This is a genomic window from Halomonas litopenaei (assembly GCF_003045775.1).
In the GTDB taxonomy this organism is placed as follows: domain Bacteria; phylum Pseudomonadota; class Gammaproteobacteria; order Pseudomonadales; family Halomonadaceae; genus Halomonas; species Halomonas litopenaei.
In genome coordinates this window covers 113,048-134,151 of sequence record NZ_PXNS01000013.1, presented here as the reverse complement: position 1 = coordinate 134,151, position 21,104 = coordinate 113,048, and the positions used below count along the sequence as shown (strand labels likewise).

At 67.2% G+C, this 21,104-nt stretch carries 21 protein-coding genes; 20 read left to right on the top strand and 1 reads right to left on the bottom strand.

Features of this window, described 5'->3' with window-relative positions; genetic code table 11:
- Nucleotides 1–7 precede the first annotated feature (7 nt).
- The 16 genes from C6W88_RS18310 (at nucleotide 8) to C6W88_RS18235 (ending at nucleotide 15,848) form a co-directional block, all read left to right on the top strand.
- A complete protein-coding gene (locus C6W88_RS18310; RefSeq protein ID WP_231498698.1) occupies nucleotides 8–550 on the top strand; it encodes a COG4648 family protein in 543 nt (180 codons plus the stop codon).
- Nucleotides 547–2,319, top strand: coding sequence for an ApeI family dehydratase (locus C6W88_RS18305; RefSeq protein ID WP_231498697.1), 1,773 nt, complete (start codon nucleotides 547–549; stop codon nucleotides 2,317–2,319). Before C6W88_RS18310 ends, C6W88_RS18305 begins: the two co-directional genes overlap by 4 nt.
- Nucleotides 2,312–3,052, top strand: coding sequence for a glycosyltransferase family 2 protein (locus C6W88_RS18300; RefSeq protein ID WP_108133508.1), 741 nt, complete (start codon nucleotides 2,312–2,314; stop codon nucleotides 3,050–3,052). Before C6W88_RS18305 ends, C6W88_RS18300 begins: the two co-directional genes overlap by 8 nt.
- Nucleotides 3,049–3,987: a lysophospholipid acyltransferase family protein gene (locus C6W88_RS18295; protein ID WP_108133507.1), complete on the top strand. Its 939-nt coding sequence runs from the start codon at nucleotides 3,049–3,051 to the stop codon at nucleotides 3,985–3,987. Before C6W88_RS18300 ends, C6W88_RS18295 begins: the two co-directional genes overlap by 4 nt.
- The gene (locus tag C6W88_RS18290; RefSeq protein ID WP_108133506.1) at nucleotides 3,971–5,524 is read left to right on the top strand and encodes an HAL/PAL/TAL family ammonia-lyase; all 1,554 of its coding nucleotides are present in this window, start codon (nucleotides 3,971–3,973) and stop codon (nucleotides 5,522–5,524) included. The genes C6W88_RS18295 and C6W88_RS18290 overlap by 17 nt, the downstream gene beginning before the upstream one ends.
- Nucleotides 5,514–5,954, top strand: coding sequence for an acyl-CoA thioesterase (locus tag C6W88_RS18285; protein WP_045993622.1), 441 nt, complete (start codon nucleotides 5,514–5,516; stop codon nucleotides 5,952–5,954). Before C6W88_RS18290 ends, C6W88_RS18285 begins: the two co-directional genes overlap by 11 nt.
- A complete protein-coding gene (locus C6W88_RS18280) occupies nucleotides 5,951–6,580 on the top strand; it encodes a LolA family protein (protein ID WP_045993623.1) in 630 nt (209 codons plus the stop codon). The genes C6W88_RS18285 and C6W88_RS18280 overlap by 4 nt, the downstream gene beginning before the upstream one ends.
- A complete protein-coding gene (locus tag C6W88_RS18275) occupies nucleotides 6,577–8,931 on the top strand; it encodes an MMPL family transporter (protein WP_181248667.1) in 2,355 nt (784 codons plus the stop codon). Before C6W88_RS18280 ends, C6W88_RS18275 begins: the two co-directional genes overlap by 4 nt.
- Nucleotides 8,915–10,168: an NAD(P)/FAD-dependent oxidoreductase gene (locus C6W88_RS18270; protein WP_108133505.1), complete on the top strand. Its 1,254-nt coding sequence runs from the start codon at nucleotides 8,915–8,917 to the stop codon at nucleotides 10,166–10,168. The genes C6W88_RS18275 and C6W88_RS18270 overlap by 17 nt, the downstream gene beginning before the upstream one ends.
- Nucleotides 10,169–10,314: 146 nt before the next feature.
- Complete coding sequence (locus C6W88_RS18265) at nucleotides 10,315–10,854, top strand: DUF3261 domain-containing protein (RefSeq protein ID WP_108133504.1); 540 nt, start codon at nucleotides 10,315–10,317, stop codon at nucleotides 10,852–10,854.
- A complete protein-coding gene (locus C6W88_RS18260) occupies nucleotides 10,839–12,047 on the top strand; it encodes a beta-ketoacyl-ACP synthase (RefSeq protein WP_108133503.1) in 1,209 nt (402 codons plus the stop codon). The genes C6W88_RS18265 and C6W88_RS18260 overlap by 16 nt, the downstream gene beginning before the upstream one ends.
- 32 nt (nucleotides 12,048–12,079) lie before the next feature.
- A complete protein-coding gene (locus C6W88_RS18255) occupies nucleotides 12,080–12,577 on the top strand; it encodes a hotdog family protein (protein ID WP_108133502.1) in 498 nt (165 codons plus the stop codon).
- Entirely contained in the window at nucleotides 12,574–13,299 is a 726-nt protein-coding gene (gene fabG, locus C6W88_RS18250; protein ID WP_045993627.1) for a 3-oxoacyl-ACP reductase FabG, read from the top strand. Before C6W88_RS18255 ends, fabG begins: the two co-directional genes overlap by 4 nt.
- Nucleotides 13,299–14,558: a beta-ketoacyl-ACP synthase gene (locus tag C6W88_RS18245; protein ID WP_108133501.1), complete on the top strand. Its 1,260-nt coding sequence runs from the start codon at nucleotides 13,299–13,301 to the stop codon at nucleotides 14,556–14,558. Before fabG ends, C6W88_RS18245 begins: the two co-directional genes overlap by 1 nt.
- Nucleotides 14,559–14,611: 53 nt before the next feature.
- Nucleotides 14,612–15,052, top strand: a complete 441-nt coding sequence (locus C6W88_RS18240; protein WP_108133500.1) for an excinuclease ATPase subunit — start codon at nucleotides 14,612–14,614, stop codon at nucleotides 15,050–15,052.
- On the top strand, nucleotides 15,033–15,848 hold the full coding sequence (locus C6W88_RS18235; RefSeq protein WP_108133499.1) for a 4'-phosphopantetheinyl transferase family protein: 816 nt from the start codon (nucleotides 15,033–15,035) through the stop codon (nucleotides 15,846–15,848). The genes C6W88_RS18240 and C6W88_RS18235 overlap by 20 nt, the downstream gene beginning before the upstream one ends.
- Nucleotides 15,849–15,920: 72 nt before the next feature.
- Here C6W88_RS18235 and C6W88_RS18230 read toward each other — a convergent pair whose 3' ends face one another.
- Nucleotides 15,921–16,901, bottom strand: coding sequence for an Rpn family recombination-promoting nuclease/putative transposase (locus tag C6W88_RS18230; protein WP_108133498.1), 981 nt, complete (start codon nucleotides 16,899–16,901; stop codon nucleotides 15,921–15,923).
- 283 nt (nucleotides 16,902–17,184) lie between these two features.
- On the opposite strand from C6W88_RS18230, the gene C6W88_RS18225 reads away from it, so the two are divergent.
- From C6W88_RS18225 to C6W88_RS18210, 4 genes are all read left to right on the top strand, one after another.
- Nucleotides 17,185–18,000: a FadR/GntR family transcriptional regulator gene (locus C6W88_RS18225; RefSeq protein WP_108133497.1), complete on the top strand. Its 816-nt coding sequence runs from the start codon at nucleotides 17,185–17,187 to the stop codon at nucleotides 17,998–18,000.
- Between the two features lie 69 nt (nucleotides 18,001–18,069).
- Nucleotides 18,070–19,218: a galactonate dehydratase gene (gene dgoD / locus C6W88_RS18220; protein WP_108133496.1), complete on the top strand. Its 1,149-nt coding sequence runs from the start codon at nucleotides 18,070–18,072 to the stop codon at nucleotides 19,216–19,218.
- Nucleotides 19,219–19,306: 88 nt separating this feature from the next.
- The gene (locus C6W88_RS18215) at nucleotides 19,307–20,269 is read left to right on the top strand and encodes an SMP-30/gluconolactonase/LRE family protein (RefSeq protein WP_108133495.1); all 963 of its coding nucleotides are present in this window, start codon (nucleotides 19,307–19,309) and stop codon (nucleotides 20,267–20,269) included.
- 82 nt (nucleotides 20,270–20,351) lie between these two features.
- Nucleotides 20,352–21,095, top strand: a complete 744-nt coding sequence (locus tag C6W88_RS18210) for an SDR family oxidoreductase (RefSeq protein WP_045993634.1) — start codon at nucleotides 20,352–20,354, stop codon at nucleotides 21,093–21,095.
- Nucleotides 21,096–21,104: the final 9 nt, after the last annotated feature.

The window sequence follows — 21,104 nt, the reverse complement described above, 5'->3', positions numbered from 1 at the left end:
CCCGGTCTTGCGCACGCTGTCCACTACCGCCGTGGTGCTTGCCACCGCGTTGTCGTTGAGCTGGCCGCTGTCGGTGTGGTGGCTGCAGGGCACCCTGGGGCCCTGGCCACTGCTGCTGATTGGCTGCGGGCTGATCGCCTGGCGCCTGCCCCAGGCACGCGGCCTGGCGATCCTTGCCGCTCTGGCGCTGCTGGCGGTGGGGCTTGCCGTCGATGCCGAGCTTGGCATGCGTGGCTACCCGGTGGCCGTCAATGCGGTACTGCTGGCGTCCTTCGCCGCCAGCCTGTGGCGAGGCATGCCGGTGATCGAACGCCTGGCGCGTCTCAAGGAGCCCGACCTGCCCCCCGCCGGGGTGCGCTATACCAGGCGCGTCACCCAGGCCTGGTGCCTGTTCTTCCTGATCAATGGCGGTATCGCTGCCTGGACGGCGGCCTTTGCGGACCTGGACGTCTGGACCCTGTACAACGGCGTTATCAGCTATGGCCTGATCGCCCTGATGTTTACCGGCGAATGGCTGTGCCGTCGCCGGTTGCGGAGCTCCTCCTCATGACACGCCCCATCATCGGCGCCCCGACAACCCGTGACGGCTATCTGTGTATGGCAGATCGCCCCTGGCGCCAGGCCTGGCCGGACGCTCGGCACCTGCCCACCCGCTGGTGTCATTCCCGGGATCTTGGCCGGCGAATCGACGCCTGGCTCGCCTGGCTCGCCCCTCGCCCGCACGGTCGCTGGCTGCTGCTCGACCCAGACCCGATCACTTTTACTGCAGCCTTGCTGGCACTCTGGGAGAGCGGACAAAGCGCGCTGCTTCCCGGCGATGATCGTCCCGCCACTCTGGCGCGACTGATGCCGCTGGTCGTCGGCCGACTCCCCGCCGAGCCATCGCCGGAAGACACCCAGGATCTGTCTGCCCGGGATTCCCTCGCCACTACACAGCGGGAAACCGATCGGAACTCTGCCGGTGCGACGGTGGTGGCGGCTGACAGCGAGGCAGCGGAAAAAGAGGCGGTGGTGCTGTGCACCTCGGGTTCCACCGGTCAACCAAGCCTCGAGCCCAAGTGCTTTCGCCAACTCGACGAAGAGCTCGAGCGTCACGCCGCACTGTGGCCGCTGGCACAGACAGCCGTGGTCTGTCAGGTCAGTCACCAGCATATCTACGGCCTGCTCGCCGGTATTCTGGCACCGCTGTGTCACGGCGCCCCCTTCTGTGGCGACGACAGCCGCTTCCCCGAGGTGATGGCCCAACGGGTCAGCGAGGCAACCTCGGTCGGGCTGGACGCCTGCCTGGTCGCGAGCCCCGCGCAACTGTCGCGGCTGCCGCAGCACCTGGCCCTGCACCACCAGCGCATTGCCCGGGTACTGTGCTCCGGAGCGCCGCTGTCCAGGGACGACGCCATACGCTGCGAGCGTCTGCTCGATAGCCCGGTGATCGAGATCTACGGCAGCACCGAGACCGGCGGCATCGCCCATCGTCGGCAGTCGAGCGGTGATCTCTGGACCCCGTTCCCCGGGGTCGAACTGGACCTGAATGACAGCGCTCTGAAGTTACGCTCGCCCTTCCTGGCCCGGCCGGAGCAGTGGTGGGACCAGGCCGACCGGGTCGAGCGCCAGGGCGAGGGCTTTCGACTGCTGGGGCGCCGCGACCGACTGGCCAAGATCGGCGGCAAGCGTGTTTCGCTGACGGCGCTGGAACAACGTCTGTGCCAGCACGAGGTTGTCCAAGACGCCCGCTGCGTGGATCTCGACTTGCGCGACGGAAGGCTCGGCGTGGTGCTGGCCGTGGCCGGCGATGCGCTACCCCAGCAGCACGAGGCCAGAAAACGGCTGATCTCGACCCTGCGCGAGCACCTCGCCAGCGAACACGAGCCGTCGGCGATTCCGCGCTACTGGCGCTTCGTCGAGTCGCTTCCACTCAATCCCCAGGGCAAGCACGATCACGCTACCCTGCGTCGCTTCTTCGATGACCTCGACGACGATCGTCTGCCGCGCTGGCTGGGCGCGGTGGACGTCGACGACGAGCAGCGCATCACCCTCGAGGTACCCGAGCGTCTGCGCTATCTGGAAGGCCACTTCGAGGGCTTCGCGCTGGTTCCCGGGGTAGTGCTGGTGCAGTGGGCCATCCACCACGCGCGTGAGCGGTATCCGGCGCTTTGCGCCTTTCGCGGCGTCGACCGGCTGAAGTTCCAGAAGGTTCTGCGTCCCGGCCAGCGCCTGACGTTGACGCTCAAGCGTCGTACCGATGGCATCGCTTTCTCGTTCGACTCGCCGAAGGGTCGCCACGCCGGCGGCAGGGTCCGGCTGGAGGCACGCCATGACTGAGCTCCGCCCCTGCGCCGTGGTACCGGTCTACAACCACCCCGACAGTGTGGCCGGAGTGGTCGGGCGGCTCGCCGATCTGGGCCTGCCGGTGATCCTGGTGGACGACGGCAGTGAACCGTCCTGTCGCCGGGAACTCGAGCGTCTGGCCAGCGACGGCCACGCGCTGGTGACCCACCAGCACAATCGTGGCAAGGGCGCGGCGGTGCGCAGTGGGCTGCTCGAGGCCGAGCGGCTGGGCTACAGCCACGCATTGCAGGTCGACGCCGATGGCCAGCACCACCCGGACGACCTGCCAGCCTTCATCGATGCCATGCACCAGACGCCCCATCGTCTGCTGGTCGGCTACGCCCGCTATGACGACAGCGTGCCCAGGGCCCGGCTGTACGGCCGCTACGCCACCCATGTGTGGGTCTGGATCAACACCCTGTCGCGGCGGATTCGCGACTCCATGTGTGGGGTACGTCTCTACCCCCTGGCCGCCGTCAATGGCCTGCTGCGTCGGCACCCCTGTGGTGATCGCATGACCTTCGACACCGAGGTGCTGGTGCGCTGGTACTGGGCCGGGGGCGAACTCACCAACCTGCCGGTACGGGTGCACTACCCCGAGCAAGGAGTCAGCCACTTCGCCCTGTGGCGCGACAACGCCCAGATCAGCGCCATGCACGCCCGCCTGTTCGTGGCCATGTGGCCCCGCCTGCCCGGTCTGCTGTTGCGCCATCGGAGGCAGCCATGAACCGCCACTGGGCCGCCATCGGCGAGCGCGGCACCCTCTCGGGGATGCTGTTCATGGTCTGGTTGAGACGCTTCGGCGACTGGCCCTTCCAGCTACTGCTGTGGCCGGTGATCCTGTGGTACTACCTGTCCCACCGCACCGCCCGGCGCGCCTCCCAGGACTACCTGACACGGCTCGATCCGGCGCTCGAACGACAGCCACTGCGGCTGCGGGCGCGTAGCTTTCGTCACTTTCTGAGCTTTGGTCGATCGCTGATGGACAAGGTGGCCGCCTGGAACGGCGAGTATCCCCCCTCGCGGCTGTCCGGCGACGGTGTACAGCACTTCGCCCAGGCCGTGGACGGCGGCCAGGGGGGCCTGATTCTGGTCGCCCACCACGGCAATCTGGACATCGTCAACGCCCTCAGCGAACGCCACCCCTCGCTGGACCTGACGGTGATCATGCACACCCGCAACGCGCGCAAGTTCAACGAACTGCTGGAGCGCGCCACCGGCCGCCGTCGCCCCGAGATTCTCGAGGTCAGCGAGATTTCACCGTCCAGCGCCCAGCGCCTGGACGCGCGCATCCGCGCCGGAGGCTTCGTGGTCATCGCCGCCGATCGCATTCCCTTGCGTCAGGGCCGTACCCGTGCGCTCGAGTTTCTCGGTGCACCGGCGCCCTTCCCCGAGGGCCCCTTCCTGCTCGCCAGCCTGCTGCGCTGTCGGCTCTACCGGCTTGCCTGTGTGCGTGATGGCGACGGCTTTGTGGTCGACTTCGACCTGATCGACGACACCTCGCGGCTGGGGCGCCGTGGCCGCAGCGCCTGGATCGCCGAGGCCATGCAACGCCATTGCGCCGACCTGGCCTGGCGCGTCCAGCGCCACCCGTTGCAGTGGTTCAACTTCTTTCCTTTCTGGATCGCCGACGAGACGACTGACCATGACCCATCCCGCTGAGCCGACCGCCCCCTTGATCCTCGATGGCGGCGCCCTGAGCCTGGAGGACGTACTCGATGTGACACAGCGCCGCCGGCGCGTCACCTTGTCGACCGCTCCCGAGTTTCGCGCGCGCATCGAGCGTGGCCAGCGCTTTCTCGCGCGCCTGCTTAAAGAAGACGGCGTGGTCTACGGCGTCACCACCGGCTACGGCGACGCCTGTACCCGACCGGTGGCCCATCAGGACATCGACGACCTGCCCCGCCAGCTGTACACCTTCCATGGCTGCGGCATGGGCCAGATCCTCGATATCGAGGCAGCTCGGGCGGTGGTGCTGGTGCGTCTGGTATCGCTGTGCCAGGGCGTGTCCGGGGTCAGCTTCGAGCTGCTCGAGCGGCTGGCCTGGCTGCTCGAACACGACGTGCTGCCGGTGATTCCCGAGGAAGGCTCAGTCGGCGCCAGCGGTGACCTGACGCCGCTGTCCTATCTGGCCGCGGTGCTGTGTGGCGAGCGCGAGGTCATCGACAATGGTACCCGCCGTCCGGCCTCCGACGCCCTGGCCGAGCGCGGCCTGGCCCCCTATCGACTGAAGCCCAAGGAAGGCCTGGCGCTGATGAATGGCACCGCGGTGATGACCGCGCTGGGCTGCCTGGCCTTCGCCCGTTGCGCCTACCTGGCACAACTGTCGACGCGCATCACCGCACTGTCGGTCCAGGCGCTGGACGGCAACCCCTACCACTTCGATGCCGAACTGTTTGCCGCCAAGCCGCACCCGGGACAGCAGCAGGTGGCCGCCAGGCTGCGCCAGGACCTGCACGCACCGCGTACCCCGCGTAACTCACCCAGACTGCAGGATCGCTACTCGACCCGCTGCGCGCCCCACGTGATCGGCGTGGTCGAAGACGCCCTGCCCTGGTGGCGACAGTTCCTGACCAATGAACTCAACAGCGCCAATGACAACCCCTTGATCGATGCCGAGGCCGGCAAGGTGATGCACGGCGGCCACTTCTACGGTGGCCACGTGGCTTTTGTCATGGACAGTCTGAAGCAGGCCGCCGCCAATCTGGCCGACCTGCTCGACCGGCAGTTGGCTCTATTGGTGGACAGCCGCTACAACCATGGCCTGCCAAGCAACCTGAGCGGCGCCAGTGCCGAGCGCCTCGCGCTCAATCATGGCTACAAGGCGGTACAGATCGGCGCCTCCGCCTGGACCGCCGAGGCGCTCAAGCTGACCATGCCGGCCAGCGTGTTCTCGCGCTCCACCGAGTGCCACAACCAGGACAAGGTCAGCATGGGCACCATCGCCGCGCGCGATGCCCTGCGCGTGCTGACCCTGGTCGAGCAGGTGGCTGCCGCGACCCTGCACGCCGCGGTGCAGGGCGTCGAACTGCGCAGCCGACTGAACGACGCCGGCGCCGTTCCCGAGCGCCTGGCGGCCTTCGTCGACAGCGTGCGCCGCGACGTCGCCCCCCTGGCCGAGGACCGCGCCATGGACAGCGACCTCAACCACCTCTGTGGCCTGATACGCCGCCGTCACTGGAGGTTCTATGACGCCTGACGATCGCCCGCTACCCCGAGCCGAGGTGGAGCTCGAGGTGCCCTTTCACGACGTCGACATGATGGAGGTGGCCTGGCACGGCCACTACGTGCGCTATCTCGAGATCGCCCGCTGCCGGTTGCTCGACGCCATCGACTACAACTACCTGCAGATGCGCGCATCGGGCTTCGCCTGGCCGATCATCGATCTGCGCCTGCGCTACGCCGCGCCCGCTCGTTTCGCCCAGCGCCTGGCCATCGAGGCTCGCCTGAGCGAATGGGAAAACCGCCTCAAGATCGACTACACCATCCGCTGCGCCGAGAGCCGCAAGCGCCTGACCCGCGCCTGGTCGGTCCAGGTCGCGGTGGGGCTGGACGATGGCGAGATGCGCCTGGCCTCGCCACCTGCGCTGATCGAGCGGCTGATCGCCTGGCAGGAGGCGCAACCATGAACCACAGCTCCACGCACCACCGTTCACACCGGCCTCGCTGGGCTCACGGGAAAAGCCGAGCCTTGAGGGGCGCCCTGGCGGGCATCCTGCTGGTGCTGCCGATGCTGGCAACGGCTGCTGTTGCCTCCACCGGCACGGTACCGAGTCTGCCGCAGTTGAGCCGGCAACTGGAGCAGCATCAGCCGGCCTGCGTGAGTTTCGAGCAGAACCGCTGGATGGCGGACCTGCAGACCGAACTGCCCAGCGCCGGCTACTTTCGTCGCGAGCCCTCTGGGCTGGTGTGGCAGACCCTGAGCCCGATCGAGGATCGGGTCGTGCTGTCCGCCGACAACCCCGAACTGCCACCGGGGCTCAAGGCCCTGCTACCCGTTCTGACGGGACTGTTCGACGGCAACTGGGCGAGCCTTGAAGGGCATTTCAGCGTGCGCCTTGGCGGCAACCTCGATGACTGGCAGGCACAACTTGCGCCCCTGGACAGGGCCATCGCCGAGCGTCTGCAAGGGATCGAACTGGACGGCGCCGAGCAGGTCGAGCACCTTCAGGTCAGCTTCACCGACGGCGATCGTCTGCGCCTCGAGTTGTCGCCGCTGCCCTGTGACGCCCTGACCGGAGCCCCCGGCGCATGAGTCTCGGGGGCACTGATTCAGCCCGCGGCGCGCTGCTGGCGAGTCGCGGCTGGGGACTGGTGCTGCTGGCCTGTATCGTGCTGCTGGCCGTGCAAGTGCTGCGCGGTGCGCCACTGGATACCCGCATCACCGCCCTGCTGCCCGAACATCAGCAGGGCGAGTTGATCGCCCGCGCCGATGACAGTCTTGCGTCCACCTTCGAGCGCCGCTTCTTGTTGCTGGTCGCGAGCGACGCGACGCCGCACGCCGCCCCCGTGGAGGCGGTCAACGAGCTTCGCCAGGCGCTGACGGCCAGCGGCATCATCGCAAGCCTGGATAGCCAGTCGCCGCCGCGCCCGGATCAGACCCTGACCCCCTATCGCTATCGCCTGCTGACCGATTCGCTGGCCCGCCAAGACGCCGAGGCCTGGCGCCAGCGCGGCCTGTCACGGCTGTTCGCCCCAGGCGTCGACGCCGATCTCGAGCGCGACCCCTTCGGCCTGCTCGACGGCTGGCTCGAGGCGCGCTTCCAGGGCCCGGTCAGCTGGCACCCCGGCGGCCCCGGGGTGGTCACCGACAAGACCGAGTGGAGCCTGATCGGCGCAACCCTGGCGGCCAGCCCCTACGACATGGCACTGCAGCAAGAGCTGAGTGCGGTGCTGGAGCGCTTCGGCCAGGCGCATCCCGAGCTGACCCTGCTGCGCGCCGGGCTGGTGTTCCATGCCGCCGCCGGTGCCAGGCAGGCGAGTCACGAGATCGCCACCATCGGTCTGGGCTCGCTGTTCGGCATTCTGGCGTTGCTGGCGCTGGTGTTCCGCCGCCCGCTGGTGATCGCCACGCTGCTGTTGCCGGTAGCCACCGGTCTGGTCTTCGCCAGCGCGTTGACCTGGCTGATCTTCGGCTCGCTCAACCTGATCACCCTGGCCTTCGGCGCCAGCCTGATCGGTCTGTCGGTGGACTACGCGCTGCACCTGCAATGCACCCGCCAGCTCAACCCGGGGCGCTCGCTGCGCTTGTTCTGGCCGGGCCTGGCGTTGGGCCTGGCCTCGAGCCTGTGCGCCTACCTGGTGCAACTGGCGACTCCCTTGCCGGGGCTGCGCCAGATGGCCACCTTCACCGCACTCGGCCTGATCGGCGCCTGGCTCAGCGTGCGTCTGTGGCTGCCACGGCTGCCGCTCTATCACCACCCGGCTACCGCCACCATCGCCAGGCGGCTCGATCGATTGCGTGTCGGCCGCGGCCAGCGTTGGGTGTATCCCGCCCTGGCGCTGGTGCTGGCCGTGGCTGCCGTGCTGGCGCTGACCGGGAGTACCACCAGCCATGACCTGCGCCAGCTCAATCCGTCGCCGGCTGCGCTGATCGCCGAACAGCAGCGGGTGCAGACGCTGCTCGAGCGTCCGGCCAGCTTCCGCTACCTGATCGTCAGCGGCGAGACCCCGGATGCCTTGCTGAAGCGCCTGGAACAGCTTGACGAGCCGCTGTCCCGGCTCGAACGGGAGGGCCACCTGTCCTCCCATCGCCACCTGGCCCAGGCGGTACCGTCGATGCAGACCCAGGAGCACAACCTCGAACGGGTGCGCGAGCGCTACGCCGCGGCCCTGCCGGAGCTGCTGACGGCCGCCGGCTTGCCCTCGACGCTGATCCCGCGCCTTGAAGATCCTCTGCACGAGGTGCCCTACCTGTCCCCGCAGACCTGGCTGTCGAGCCGCGCCGGCGAAGCCGACCGTGCGCTCTGGCTCGATGGCCTCGAACATCCCGCCGCCCTGATCACCATCGGTGAGGTGGACGCCACCGCATCGAAGGCGCTGACGCAGCTCGCCGAGTCACCGGACGTGATCTACCGCGATCGGGTCGCGGCGCTGTCGCAGCAGCTCGCCTTGCTCAGCGAAGAGCTGGTGCGCTGGCTGGCACTCGCCCTGGCACTGCTGGTGGTGGTGTTCGGCCTGCGCTACCGTCGCCACGCCTGGCGGGTGCTGCTGCCGCCGGTGGGCGCAGTGATCATCACCCTGGGTCTCTACGCACTGAGCCACACCGGCCTGACCCTGTTTCACCTGCTGGGCCTTTTGCTGGTGCTCGGCATCGGCCTCGACGCCGGTATCTTCAGCACCGAGCACCCGCAAGACCCGGGCGCATGGCTGGCGATCAGCCTGTCCTGCGCGTCCAGCCTGCTGGCGTTCGGCCTGTTGGCTTTCAGTGCCACGCCGGCACTGCACTTTCTTGGTCAGACCTGCCTGATCGGACTGGTTGCCACCTGGTGCCTGGTCCCCCCGGCCCGAGGCGCGACGGAACGCGCTGGCGTGGCCGCCCACCGGGGTGTCGCAGGAAGCGACACCCAAGAACTGGAGAGTTCATCCCATGGAAGATCGACCTGATACCGACGTCGCCATCATCGGTGCCGGCCCCTCGGGCGCAGCCGCCGCCGCCTGGCTTGCGCGCAAGGGCTATTCGGTCAGGGTGCTGGAGCGCACCCACTTTCCGCGCTTCGTCATCGGCGAAAGCCTGCTGCCCCAGTGCATGGTGCACCTGGAGCGCTGCGGCCTGCTCGAGGCGGCCAAGGCCGGTGGCTACCAGCCGAAAAACGGCGCCGCCTTTTGCCGGGGCGACGACTACGCGGCCATCGATTTCCGTGACAAGTTCAGCGATGGCCCCGGCACCACCTGGCAGGTGCCCCGCGAGGACTTCGACCAGCGCCTGATCGAGGGCGCCAGGGCGGCGGGGGCGCGCGTCGATTTCGGCGTCAGCGTCAGCGACTTTCGCGCCGATCCGTTCAGGCCGCGACTGAGCTGTGTCGACGATGACGGGAAGTGCTTCGACATCGAAGCCCGCTTCGTCCTCGATGCCAGCGGCTATGGCCGCGTGCTGGCACGCCTGGAAGCGCTGGACCGCCCCTCCAGCCTGGCCACTCGCTGCGCGCTGTTCACCCACGTCGAAGACCGTATCGATCGCGCCGAGCATGACCGCGACAAGATTCTGATCGGCGTCCACCCGACCCACCCCGACGTGTGGTACTGGCTGATCCCCTTCCGTGACGGGCGGGCCTCCGTCGGTGTCGTCGCCAGTCCCGAGCTGCTCGAGAGCGCCGGCGACAGCGACGACCAGCGGCTGTGGGCGATGCTGGGTCAGGAGCCCCGCTACGCTCGCCTGCTCAAGGACGCGACGGCCACCCGCGAGGTCCAGCGCATCGACGGTTACTCCGCCGATATCACCCGCCTGCACGGACCCGGCTATGCCATCCTCGGCAACGCCGGCGAGTTTCTCGATCCGGTGTTCTCTTCCGGCGTCACCATCGCGCTGGACTCGGCGCTGCGCGCGGCGCCACTGGTCGCAGACCAGCTCGACGGCGACGCCGTGAACTGGGCGCAGGACTTTGAAGCACCGCTGCGCCGTGGTGTCGCCACCTTCCGCGAGTTTGTCGATGCCTGGTACGACGGCCGCCTGCCACGCGTCATCTTCCATCCGGATCAACAGCCCCGGGTGCGTCAGATGATCGCCTCGGTGCTGGCGGGATACGCCTGGGACATCGACAACCCCTTTGTCGCCGCCAGCCGTAGACGCCTCACCAGCCTGGCCGAGCGTTGCGAACTGGACAGCCAGGCCGTCGCTCCGTGAAGGTGCGCTCTACGCTCCCGCACCACCCGCCAAATGGCGGGTGGTCGAGCCCCTGGGCCAGGCTGCGTGGGCCAGGCAGGTCCTTCGCGGCGCTGGTGATACTCTGCCTGCTCGGCGCCTGCGGGTTGGGTCCAAGCGTGGCGCCGATGCCGGCACTGCATACGCTAGGGCCCATCAGCGCTCAGACCCAGCGGCTGACCTTCGAGCACCAGGGCGAGCGCCGCGTGCTGCTCGGCGTGCTGCGTCATGACCACCAGCAGCTTCAGTTGGCGCTGATAAGCCCTCAGGGCCAGCGACTGCTGACCCTGGTGCAGGATGACGAGGGCGCGCGCTTCGCTCCGGGCGCCGCCTTCGAGCCGCCTTTCAGCGCCGACTGGCTGGCCAGCCGCCTGAGTTTCAGCCTGTGGCCCGAAGCACGCCTGCGCGAGGCCTTCGCCGGCAGTGACTGGTCGCTCGAGCAGCGCGACCACGAGCGCCGCATCTATCATCAGGGCCGCCTGGCGGTGCGACTCGAGATGACGCCGACCTGCCACGTGATTCATGATATCGAGGCTGACTACCGGCTCAGCGTGGCGACCCTCGCGCCCTCCCCGGATGCCCGCGAGAACAAAAGCCCGAACAGCAGCGTCAGCACGACCACCACCAACCATAACGCAGTGACCGATTCACCATGCCCCTCGACGTGACACCTGCGCAGACACCCTGCCGACTGCATGCGCCGGCACTGGTCTGCCCCCTGGGGGATGACCTCTCGACCATCGCCGCGCGGCTGTTCGACGGCCAGCACGGCCTGGTGCGTAGCGATAAATACACCCCCGGCAGGCCGCTGTGGCTGGGCACCGTGACCACGCCGTTGCCCGACGACGGTGACTGGCCGGCGCGCCATCGTTCGCGCAACAATCGCCTGCTGGACGCCGCTTTCGCGCGTCTGCGGCCGACCCTTGATGACTACCTTGCCAGCCATCCCGGGGCACGCCTGGGCGTCGTGCTGGGCACCAGCACCTCCGGTATCGGCGAGACCGAGGCGGCAGTGGCCCATCGTGCCGCCAGCGGCCAGTGGCCAGAGCCCTTCCACTACTGCCGCCACGAGATCGGCGCAGCGTCCGACTTTCTGGCCTGGCGCCTGGCCGCCGAGCGGCCGGATATCCGTCTGATCACCGCCTATACCCTGTCGACCGCCTGCACCTCCAGCGCCAAAGCCCTGGCCAGCGCCAGGCGGATGCTCAAGGCGGGGCTGTGTGACGCCGTCATCGCCGGCGGCGCCGACAGCCTGTGCGGACTTACGGTAAACGGCTTCGCCGCCCTCGAGGCGGTCAGCGACGAGCCCTGTCGCCCCTTCGCCGAAGATCGCGCCGGCATCAATCTGGGCGAAGGCGCCGCACTGTTCCTGGTCACCGCCGAACCCGGCGGCGTTCAGCTCAGCGGCTGCGGCGAGACCAGCGACGCCCACCATATTTCCGCCCCTCGCCCCGACGGCATGGGCGCTCTGGAGGCCATGCGCGCCGCTCTCGAGATGGCCGGCCTCGGTCCGGATCAGATCGACTATCTGAATCTCCACGGCACCGCCACCCGACAGAACGACAGCATGGAGTCCCGGGCGGTCGCTCAAGCCTTCCCCGATGGCGTGGCCTGTGGCTCGACCAAGAGCCTCACCGGCCACACTCTGGGCGCCTGCGGCGCGCTGGAGGCAGCCTTCTGCTGGCTGGCCATGCACCACAACCGGCGGCCGCCACATCTGCACGCAGCAGACCCGCAACTGCCCGCGCTTTCGCTGTGCGGATCCGACACGACGCCAGCCACCGAGGTGCGCCGTACCCTGACCAACGCCTTCGCCTTTGGTGGGAACAATATCGCCCTGGTGATGGAGCGCGCGCCATGACGACACTTCCGACTCCCGTGACAGCACCCCTTATGTCCACTGATGCCTCTTCATCCGGCAGTGCAGACGCGCTGCCCCCTATCGCCGACCTGGTGCCCCACTCCGGCGCCATGTGCCTGCTCGACAGCGTGCTGGAGATCGGTGAGGAACATCTGATCGCCCGTATCACGCCCGACCGGCAGGACCCCTTTGCCAATGACCACGGCATTCCCGGCTGGGTCGGCCTGGAGTGGCTGGCCCAGGCCATTGCCGCCTGGTCCGGGCGGGCCGCCCGCGAGGCCGGAGGCGAACCCCGGATCGGCTTTCTGTTGGGCTCACGGCACTATCACTGCGACGTCGAGCATTTCGTCTTCGATTCCCCTGTCGAGGTCAAGGTCGAACTCGACTACCGCGCCGACAATGGACTCGGCGCCTTTCGTGGTGAACTGCGCGACACCGAGGATCGGCACCTGGCCCACGCCACCCTCAACGTCTTTCAACCCGACAGCGCCGAGACCCTGTCGGCCATGCTCGAGGATTCAGCGCCATGACCGATACCCTGCTCGTCACCGGCTCCAGTCGGGGCATTGGCCGCGCCATCGCCCTGAGGCTCGCCCGCGATGGCTTCGATATCGTGGTCCACTGCCGCAGCCGCCGTGACGCCGCCGAACAGGTGGCCGACGAAGTTCGCGCCCTAGGCCGTGACGCCCGCGTGCTCTGCTTCGACGTCACCGACAGAGACGCCGCCAGAGCCGCTCTCGAGGCCGACATGGAGGTCCACGGCGCCTACCACGGGGTGGTCTGCAACGCCGGCATCACCGCCGACGGCGCCTTCCCTGCGCTTACCGATGACGACTGGGACAGCGTCATCGATACCGGTCTCAACGGTTTCTACAACGTGGTCAAGCCGATCACCATGCCCATGGTGCGACGCCGCAGGCCAGGCCGCATCGTGGTCATGTCGTCGGTGTCGGGGATCATGGGCAATCGTGGCCAGGTCAACTACAGCGCCGCCAAGGCCGGCCTGATCGGCGCGGTGAAGGCCCTGGCGGTGGAGCTGGCCAAGCGCCGGATCACCGTCAACGCCGTGGCCCCGGGACTGATCGACACCGACATGACCGAGGGTCTGGCCAGCGAGGAAGCGCTGAAGGCGATTCCGATGCGCCGCAGCGGTCGCGCCGAGGAAGTGGCCGCCACCGTCAGCTTCCTGTGCTCCGAGGACGCAGGCTATATCACCCGCCAGGTCATCGCCGTCAATGGAGGCCTCTGCTGATGCATCACAATGGACATCGAGCCGATGGACTTGGCCGCCGCGTGGTGGTCACCGGCATGGCCGGCTTTTCTCCCGTCGGCAACGACTGGGACACGATCAAGACCCGACTGCAGCGCGGTGAAAGTGGAATTCGCCACCTTCCCGAGTGGGACGTCTACGATGGGCTCAACACTCGCCTCGGCGCCCCGGTGGAAGACTTCAGCCTGCCCGCCCACTACCATCGCAAGGCCCTGCGCAGCATGGGGCGCGGCGCGCGCATGGCCACCCGCGCCAGCGAGCTGGCGCTCGAGGATGCCGGGCTGCTCGACAGCGACCTGCTGGGCAGCGGCGAGATGGGCATCGCCTACGGGGCCTCCGCCGGCGAGCCCGACGCCGTGGCCGACTTCGGCAACATGCTGATCAACAAGTCCACCGACGGCCTCAACGCCAATTCCTACATCCGCATGATGGCCCACACCGCGCCGGTCAATATCGGCGTCTTTCTCGGCCTACGGGGACGGATTCACACCACCTCAAGCGCCTGCACCTCAGGCAGCCAGGGCATCGGCTACGCCTACGAGGCGATCCGCTTCGGCCGTCAGAAGGCGATGATCGCCGGCGGCTGCGAGGAACTGTCTGCCTCGGAGGCGGCGGTCTTCGACACCCTGTTCGCCACCAGCACCCGCAACGACACCCCCGAGGCAACGCCGCGCCCCTTCGACCGCGACCGCGACGGTCTGGTGATCGGTGAAGGCGCCGGTAGCCTGATCCTCGAGGACCTGGAGCATGCCCAGGCTCGCGGCGCCCGCATCTACGCCGAACTGGTCGGCTTCGGCACCAACAGCGATGGCCGCCACGTCACCCAGCCCGACGCCGCCATGATGGAGCGCGCGATTCGCCAGTCCCTCGACGATGCCGGCGTCAGCCCCGCCCAGATCGGCTACGTCAGCGCCCACGGCACCGCCACCGATCGTGGCGACATCGCCGAGAGCCAGGCAACCCGGGCTGTATTCGGCGAGCGCCAGCCGGTCAGCGCCTTCAAGAGCTTCACCGGCCACACCCTGGGGGCCTGCGGTGCCCTCGAGGCCTGGGTCGCCATCGAGATGATGCGCGAGGGCTGGTTTCACCCCACCCTCAATCTCGACCATCCCGACCCGGCCTGCGCCGAGCTCGACTACCTGCGCGGCGAGAGCCGACACATCGACTGCGAGTATGTGATGAGCAACAACTTTGCCTTCGGCGGCATCAACACCTCCTTGATCTTCCGCCGCTGGCCGTAGCTGAAGCCCAAGGGGCCACCAGGCCTCCCACCAAAAAGAAAGGAAACGACACCATGAGAAAGGGAATCCTCGCACTGACGCTACTGGTCGCAGGCCTTGGCGCAGCCGCCAGCGCACAAGCCAGGGACACCCCCTACTTCCTGCCGATCCAGGAAGCCCTGGCCACACCGGCCGCCCAGGAGAAGCTGGATCCGAACATCCGCCTGGTGTTTGCCGATGCCGGCGGCAACGTCAGCCAGGACTTCGGTGAGGTGGTCACCAGCCGCAAGACCAACGCCTTCAACAAGACCGACGAAGAGGCCTGTCGCTGGGTCATGCTGTCGGCGCTGATCGCGCTTCAGGATAGTGCCCGCCAGCAGGGCGGCAACGCCGTAGTCAACATCGAGAGCTTCTACGACAGGAACGCACGCGCCTCGACCAGCGAGTACGAGTGCCACGCCGGCGCCTTGATGGCCGGTGTCGCGCTGAAGGGCGATGTCGTCACCCTGCGCTGAGGCTCGTCTCCCACGCCTGCTGCTGGTCATCGCCGAACTACCGGCCAGCGGCACGCCCGATCAGGGTGCGGCACGGGGGAGACAACAGGGAATTGGGTCGCAGCAAGCACGCCAAGGACACGACAACGGACGACAGCCGCGACGCATTCAAGCAGGCATTCGCGGCGAGGCTGCCTCGCACCTGGGTCGTGAACGGCTCAGCCGACTCGCCGCCGGACTCGGCTTTGACTGCCCGGTGGCGGGCTGGTCCCCTCGCGGTGCCGGACCACCTCGCCATCCCGGGCTACCCTCGCCCTGGACCGCGTGCCTCAGCCACAGCGGCAGCCTGGTCGTCGTCGGGCTCGCCGAGGTGCCGGTAGGGCTGGATATCGAATGTCCCGATCGGCGACAGCGACAGCGTCACCGAAGCCGCCTCGATGGCCTGATCGCGACGCTGCCCGAAGCCTGCGTACGCAGGGCCATCCAGCGGGCGCCGGATGCCCTGGCAGCCTTCTACCGCGCCTGGACCCTGTACGAGGCTCACTACAAGCTCGGCTGTCTCGATGGCCAGCCCCCGGACCACGTCCTTGCCACCCGCATCGGCTCATTGATGACTCCTGGCTTGACCGACATGATCAGCCATTCGAATAGCCATACGAATAGTCAGCAGTCGGGCGATCCCCTCTACGCCTGGCAGGCCCAGGATGACCGCCTCACCCTGAGCCTGTGCGCCCGTGAACCCGGGCTGACTATCGAGATGTGCTTGGGTGGATTGGAGTTCCCGGACTGGACGGGGCTTCCACAGACATTCGATTGAGAGAGCTTCATCGGCGCCGGATGGGGCCATCTGGAAAGCAGGATGTGGGCCTTCATGTGCTGCCGTCCTGCCTCATGCTTGTCTTCTCAGCTCCGTCACCTGCTCAAGCTCGAGTCCGCAGATCTCTGCGATTTCGCGGTCATCCATGGCGGTGCGCGCAAGCAGGTTACGCGCGGCTTCCAGACGCCCTTCCTCGCGCCCTTCCTCGCGTCCTTCCTCTAGACCTATCTCTCGCCCTAGCCGTCGTCCTTCCTCTAGTCCCTTCTGCTTCCAATGTTCGGGCCATCGTTTGGCACGTTCCGACAGCATGGTGTGTACCTCCTCAAGGTCATTGAGCGCCTGCCACTGCTCGTGGTCGTCCTTCCCGCCCGGCACCCAATTGGGCAGCAGGACACGCTTGATCCATGTCGCGAAGTGGCGCCGCAGCCGAGCCTGCCCGGGTGATTTCAACCACTCCACCAACTGGCCGATGGTGTCGATCACGTCCTGTTGGCTGTGGTGATACTCCAGCCGAAAGATGGCGGCAACCAGGTTGCGGGTGTCCGCGGGCCAGCGCTCGTCGGCGACGATTGCACCTTCATCCAGCAACAGATAGGACTGCGAGGGCTGGTAGCGAGCCAGTTGTGCCGCTGCGGGATGAATCAGTTCGGACAGCTCCTTCGCGGCACTCCAGCGCCTTTCTCCATTGTAGAGGACGATGGGCAGTACCGGCGGCAAGCTGCGCTCGCTGGCCAACTTTCTCTGCTTTATCAGGTCCTGATACAGCAGACCCACGTAGGTCATGATGCGCAGCGCCATGAAGGGGTCGACGCTGCTCTGAAACTCGATCAGCAGATAAAGGTACAGCCAGTCATCACCAGAACGCACCCGCCAGATCACGTCGCCTTCGCGGTCGCGAAGATCATCCGTCACGAAACTGCCGCTGACCTTCTCCAGGCTGTCCAGGTCCAGCCGCTCGACCCACTCGCCTTCGACGAACCCGGTCAAGAGGTCACGTATCACCCTGGGCTCACTGAACAGCAGCTTGTAGCTCTGATCATGTCTATCACGCATGGCAGGCTGGTCCGTCAATACATCCTGCATCGCAGCGTGGCGGCAAATCACACTCTTCTCGAGCCCACACGTAAGCTGCAGCACAGACAAGGCCAGCATGTGAGTTGCATGGGGCAGAATGACGGAGGCTGCCGAGAATCAGGCAGCCACCAATCGGCGAGTTCACAAGCGCACGCGTTCAGCACCGCACCTTCCACCAAGGTCTACCCCATTCGAGGCATTCCTGCCTTGCCTAAAATGTCAGACATTAACTATAGTAACGTCGAACATTATGGAGGCCTGGATGGACGCTCTCGCTTCACTCCCGAGGCCCGCCGAGGGTCGCGGTGCCGCGGCGCTGGCCGAGGTACTGGCACGGGCGATTCTGTCGGGACACTGGCAGCCGGGGGATCTGTTTCCTCGGGAGCTGGATCTGTGCCAGCACTTCGAGGCCAGCCGCAATCGGGTGCGTAACGCCCTGGGCGAACTCAGCTCGGCGGGTCTGATCGAGCGCACCGCCGGTCGCGGCACCGTGGTACGCGATATCGTCGACTGGCATCTGCTGGATCCGCAGATGAGCGGCTGGATGGCCAGCCTGGACGCGCCCCACCCGCAACTGGTCGAGGCGGTGTTTGCCTTTCGCCTGGCAGCGGAGCCCTATATCGGCGAGCTGGCGGCGCTTAACGCCTCCGGCGAAGACCTGGCACGCATCGAACGCGCCTTCGTCGGCATGCGCGAGACCGCCGATGCGCCCTCGCAACGCCTGGCCCACGCCGAACACGATGTGGCCTTTCACGACGCCATCTATCGCGCCAGCCACAACCTGGTCTGGCGCCAGATGGGGCTGCTGTTGAGGCCCTCCATCGTGGCCCTGATCCAGCGCTCGCAGCGCCATGCCGGGAGTTCCTCTGACGGCCCCACGGACGACGCAGCAAGTAGCCATGCGCGTGGACTCAGCGACAGCCTGGAACGCCACCGCCAGCTACTCGAGGCGATTCGCCTGAGGCAGCCAGAGCAGGCCCGCCGCGCCACCGAACTGCTGCTCGAGCGCACCGCCCGAGACCTGGACAAGACGCGCCCGGCCAGTGGCATCACGACACCTGCGTCGCGACACCTTTAAGCCCGTCCGCTCGCTTCACCCAACCCCATCGACATCGGGCCAAGCAGGCCCCCACAAGAGGCATCGACCATGAAGATCACCCGACTCAAGACCTGGCAGGTTCCGCCGCGCTGGTGCTTTCTGAAGATCGAGACCGACGAGGGCGTCTACGGCTGGGGCGAGCCGGTCATCGAGGGCCGGGCCGCCACCGTGGAAGCCGCAGTGCACGAGCTGTCGGACTACCTGATCGGCCAGGATCCGCGCAATATCGAGCACCTGTGGAACGTCATGTACCGGGCCGGCTTCTATCGCGGCGGCCCGATTCTGATGTCCGCCATTGCCGGCATCGACCAGGCGCTGTGGGACCTCAAGGGCCGCGAACTCGGCGTCCCGGTGCATCAACTGCTGGGCGGCAAGGTGCGTGATCGCATGCGCATGTACGCCTGGACCGGCGGCGATCGTCCCGCCGACGTGGGTGCCGGCGCCAAGGCACTGACCGATCAGGGATTTACCGCCTTCAAGATGAACGGCACGCCGGAGATGCAGATCGTCGACAGCCATCGCAAGATCGACGAGGCGGTGGCCCGCGTCGCCGAGGCTCGCGACGCCGTCGGCCCCGATGTGGGCATCGCGGTGGACTTCCATGGCCGTCTCCATCGGCCCATGGCCAAGACGCTGATGCGCGAGCTCGAGCCCTATCACCTGATGTTCATCGAGGAGCCGGTGGCACCCGAGCACCTGCCGGTGCTCAAGACCATCGCCCAGGATCTGGCCACCCCGATCGCCACCGGCGAACGCCTGCACACCCGTTTCGCCTTCCGTGACCTGCTCGCCGACAACATGGTCGATATCGTCCAGCCGGACCTGTCTCACTGCGGCGGCATCAGTGAAGGCTTGAAGATCGCCACCCTGGCCTCGGCCTACGACGTGGCCCTGGCCCCCCACTGCCCGCTGGGCCCGCTGACCCTGGCGGCGTCGCTGCAGCTGGATGCGGTATGTCACAATGCCTTTATCCAGGAACAGAGCATGGGCATCCACTACAACAAGGACAACGACGTGCTCGACTATCTGGTCGACAAGAACGCGCTGGCGATCGAGGACGGCTTCTGTGCCATTCCCGAGGGGCCCGGCCTCGGCGTCGAGATCAACGAGGCGTTCGTCGAGGAACGCGCCAAGGTCGGACACCGCTGGCGCAACCCGGTATGGCAACACGATGACGGCTCCGTCGCCGAGTGGTGAGCGACGGCTGATCGCGTTGCCGAACAATGACAACAGTCCTGGTGGATGCGCGCTCCAAGGTGCCATCCGCCAAGTTCGAGGAGACGTCATGTCCCGTTCCGCATCCCCCTGCCTTGGCGAGGCTCGCGCCATCGTCGAGGCACCCTGCGAACTCGGCGAGGGCCCCAGCTGGGACGCCCGGCGTGGCGAGTTTCGCTGGCTCGATATCCTCGGGCGCCGCTTCCATCGCTACCGCCTCGAAGACGGCGATCATCGGTCCCAGGCGCTGGACGAGCTGGTGTCCTTCGCCGCCCCCTTGACCAGCGGTGATGATCTGCTGGTCACCGAACACGGCCTCAAGGAACGCGACCACGCCCACGGCGGCGTGTCACCCTGGCGCGAGGTCGAGGCTGCCAACCCGGTGACGCGCAGCAACGATGCGCGCATCGATCGCCACGGCGGGCTGTGGTTCTCGACCATGGGCAAGGCCGCCGAAGCCGCAGCCGGCAGCCTCTATCGCCTGCACCGCGGCGAGGTCTTCTGCCTGAAGCAAGACATCACCATACCCAATGCCCTGTGCTTTTCACCGGATGGTCGCCTTGGCTACTTCACCGACACCGCCACCGGGGTGGTCATGCGCTGGGCGCTCGACGCCGAGGGCTTCCCGTTGCGCCAGGATGGCGGCGCCTTCCTTCAGGACGGGGTGGCGGCAAGGCCCGAACAATTGGCCGAGCCCGAACCCTGGGCGGACTTCAACGACGACCCGGGAAACCCGGACGGCGCAGTGATCGATGCCGATGGCTACATGTGGCTGGCGCTATGGGGGTCAGGGCGGGTTGCCCGGCTGACGCCGGATGGCGAGGAGGTCGGTCATGTCAGGGTCAACGCCGACCAGCCCTCCTGCCCGGCCTTCGGCGGGCGTGAGCTGACCACCCTGCTGATCACCACCGCCACCGAAGGACAGCGAGAACACAAGGAAGGCCGCCAGGACGGCGCTACCTTCCTGTTCGACCTGAGCGAAGCGCTTCCCGGCGTACGTGGGCTCGATGATCCACCGATCGCACTGCGCTGAATCGCTGCTCACATGCCGCCGCTTTCGGCTTGTCCATCGGCGGCGCCCCCAGGTTTACGACGCACCCCCAGAGGCCTGAAGCATGAGCGAATCCGACTCTCCCAAGGTCGCCATCATCACCGGTGGCTCACGCGGTATCGGGGCCGACATCAGTCGGCGTCTGGCCAACGATGGCTATGCAGTGATCGTCAACTACGCCCATCACCGCGAGGTCGCCGACGGCCTGGTCGAGGAGATCCTGGCTCAGGGCGGCGCGGCGCTGGCCGTTCAGGCAGACATCTCACGCACCGACGAAGTGGCGCAGCTTTTCGACACTGCCATGCAGCGCTTCGGTCGCGTCGATGCGCTGGTGAACAATGCCGGCGTGCTCAAGGCGGTGCCCATCGCCGAGGCGGCGGACGACGACTACGACACGCACTTCGAGACCAACACGCGCGGCACCTTCAACACCCTGAGGGAAGCCGCCTCGCGCCTGGAAGATGGCGGCCGAATCGTCAACCTGTCGAGCAGCGCGCTGGCGCTGAATCTGCCTGGCTACGGGCTCTACAACGCCACCAAGGCTGCGGTGGAGTCGCTGACCCGAGTGTTTGCCGGCGAGTTGCGCGGCAGGCGGATCACCGTCAACGCGGTAGCGCCGGGACCGGTGGATACCGAACTGTTCCGCTCGGGCAAGACCGAGGAACAGATCGAAAGGTTCACCCATATGCCACCACTGGAGCGACTGGGCCAACCGCGTGACATCGCCGCGGTGATCGCCTTCCTGCTAAGCCCCGAGGCCGAGTGGATCAATGGCCAGGTCATCCGCGCCAATGGCGGCTTCGCCTGAAGCAGCGTC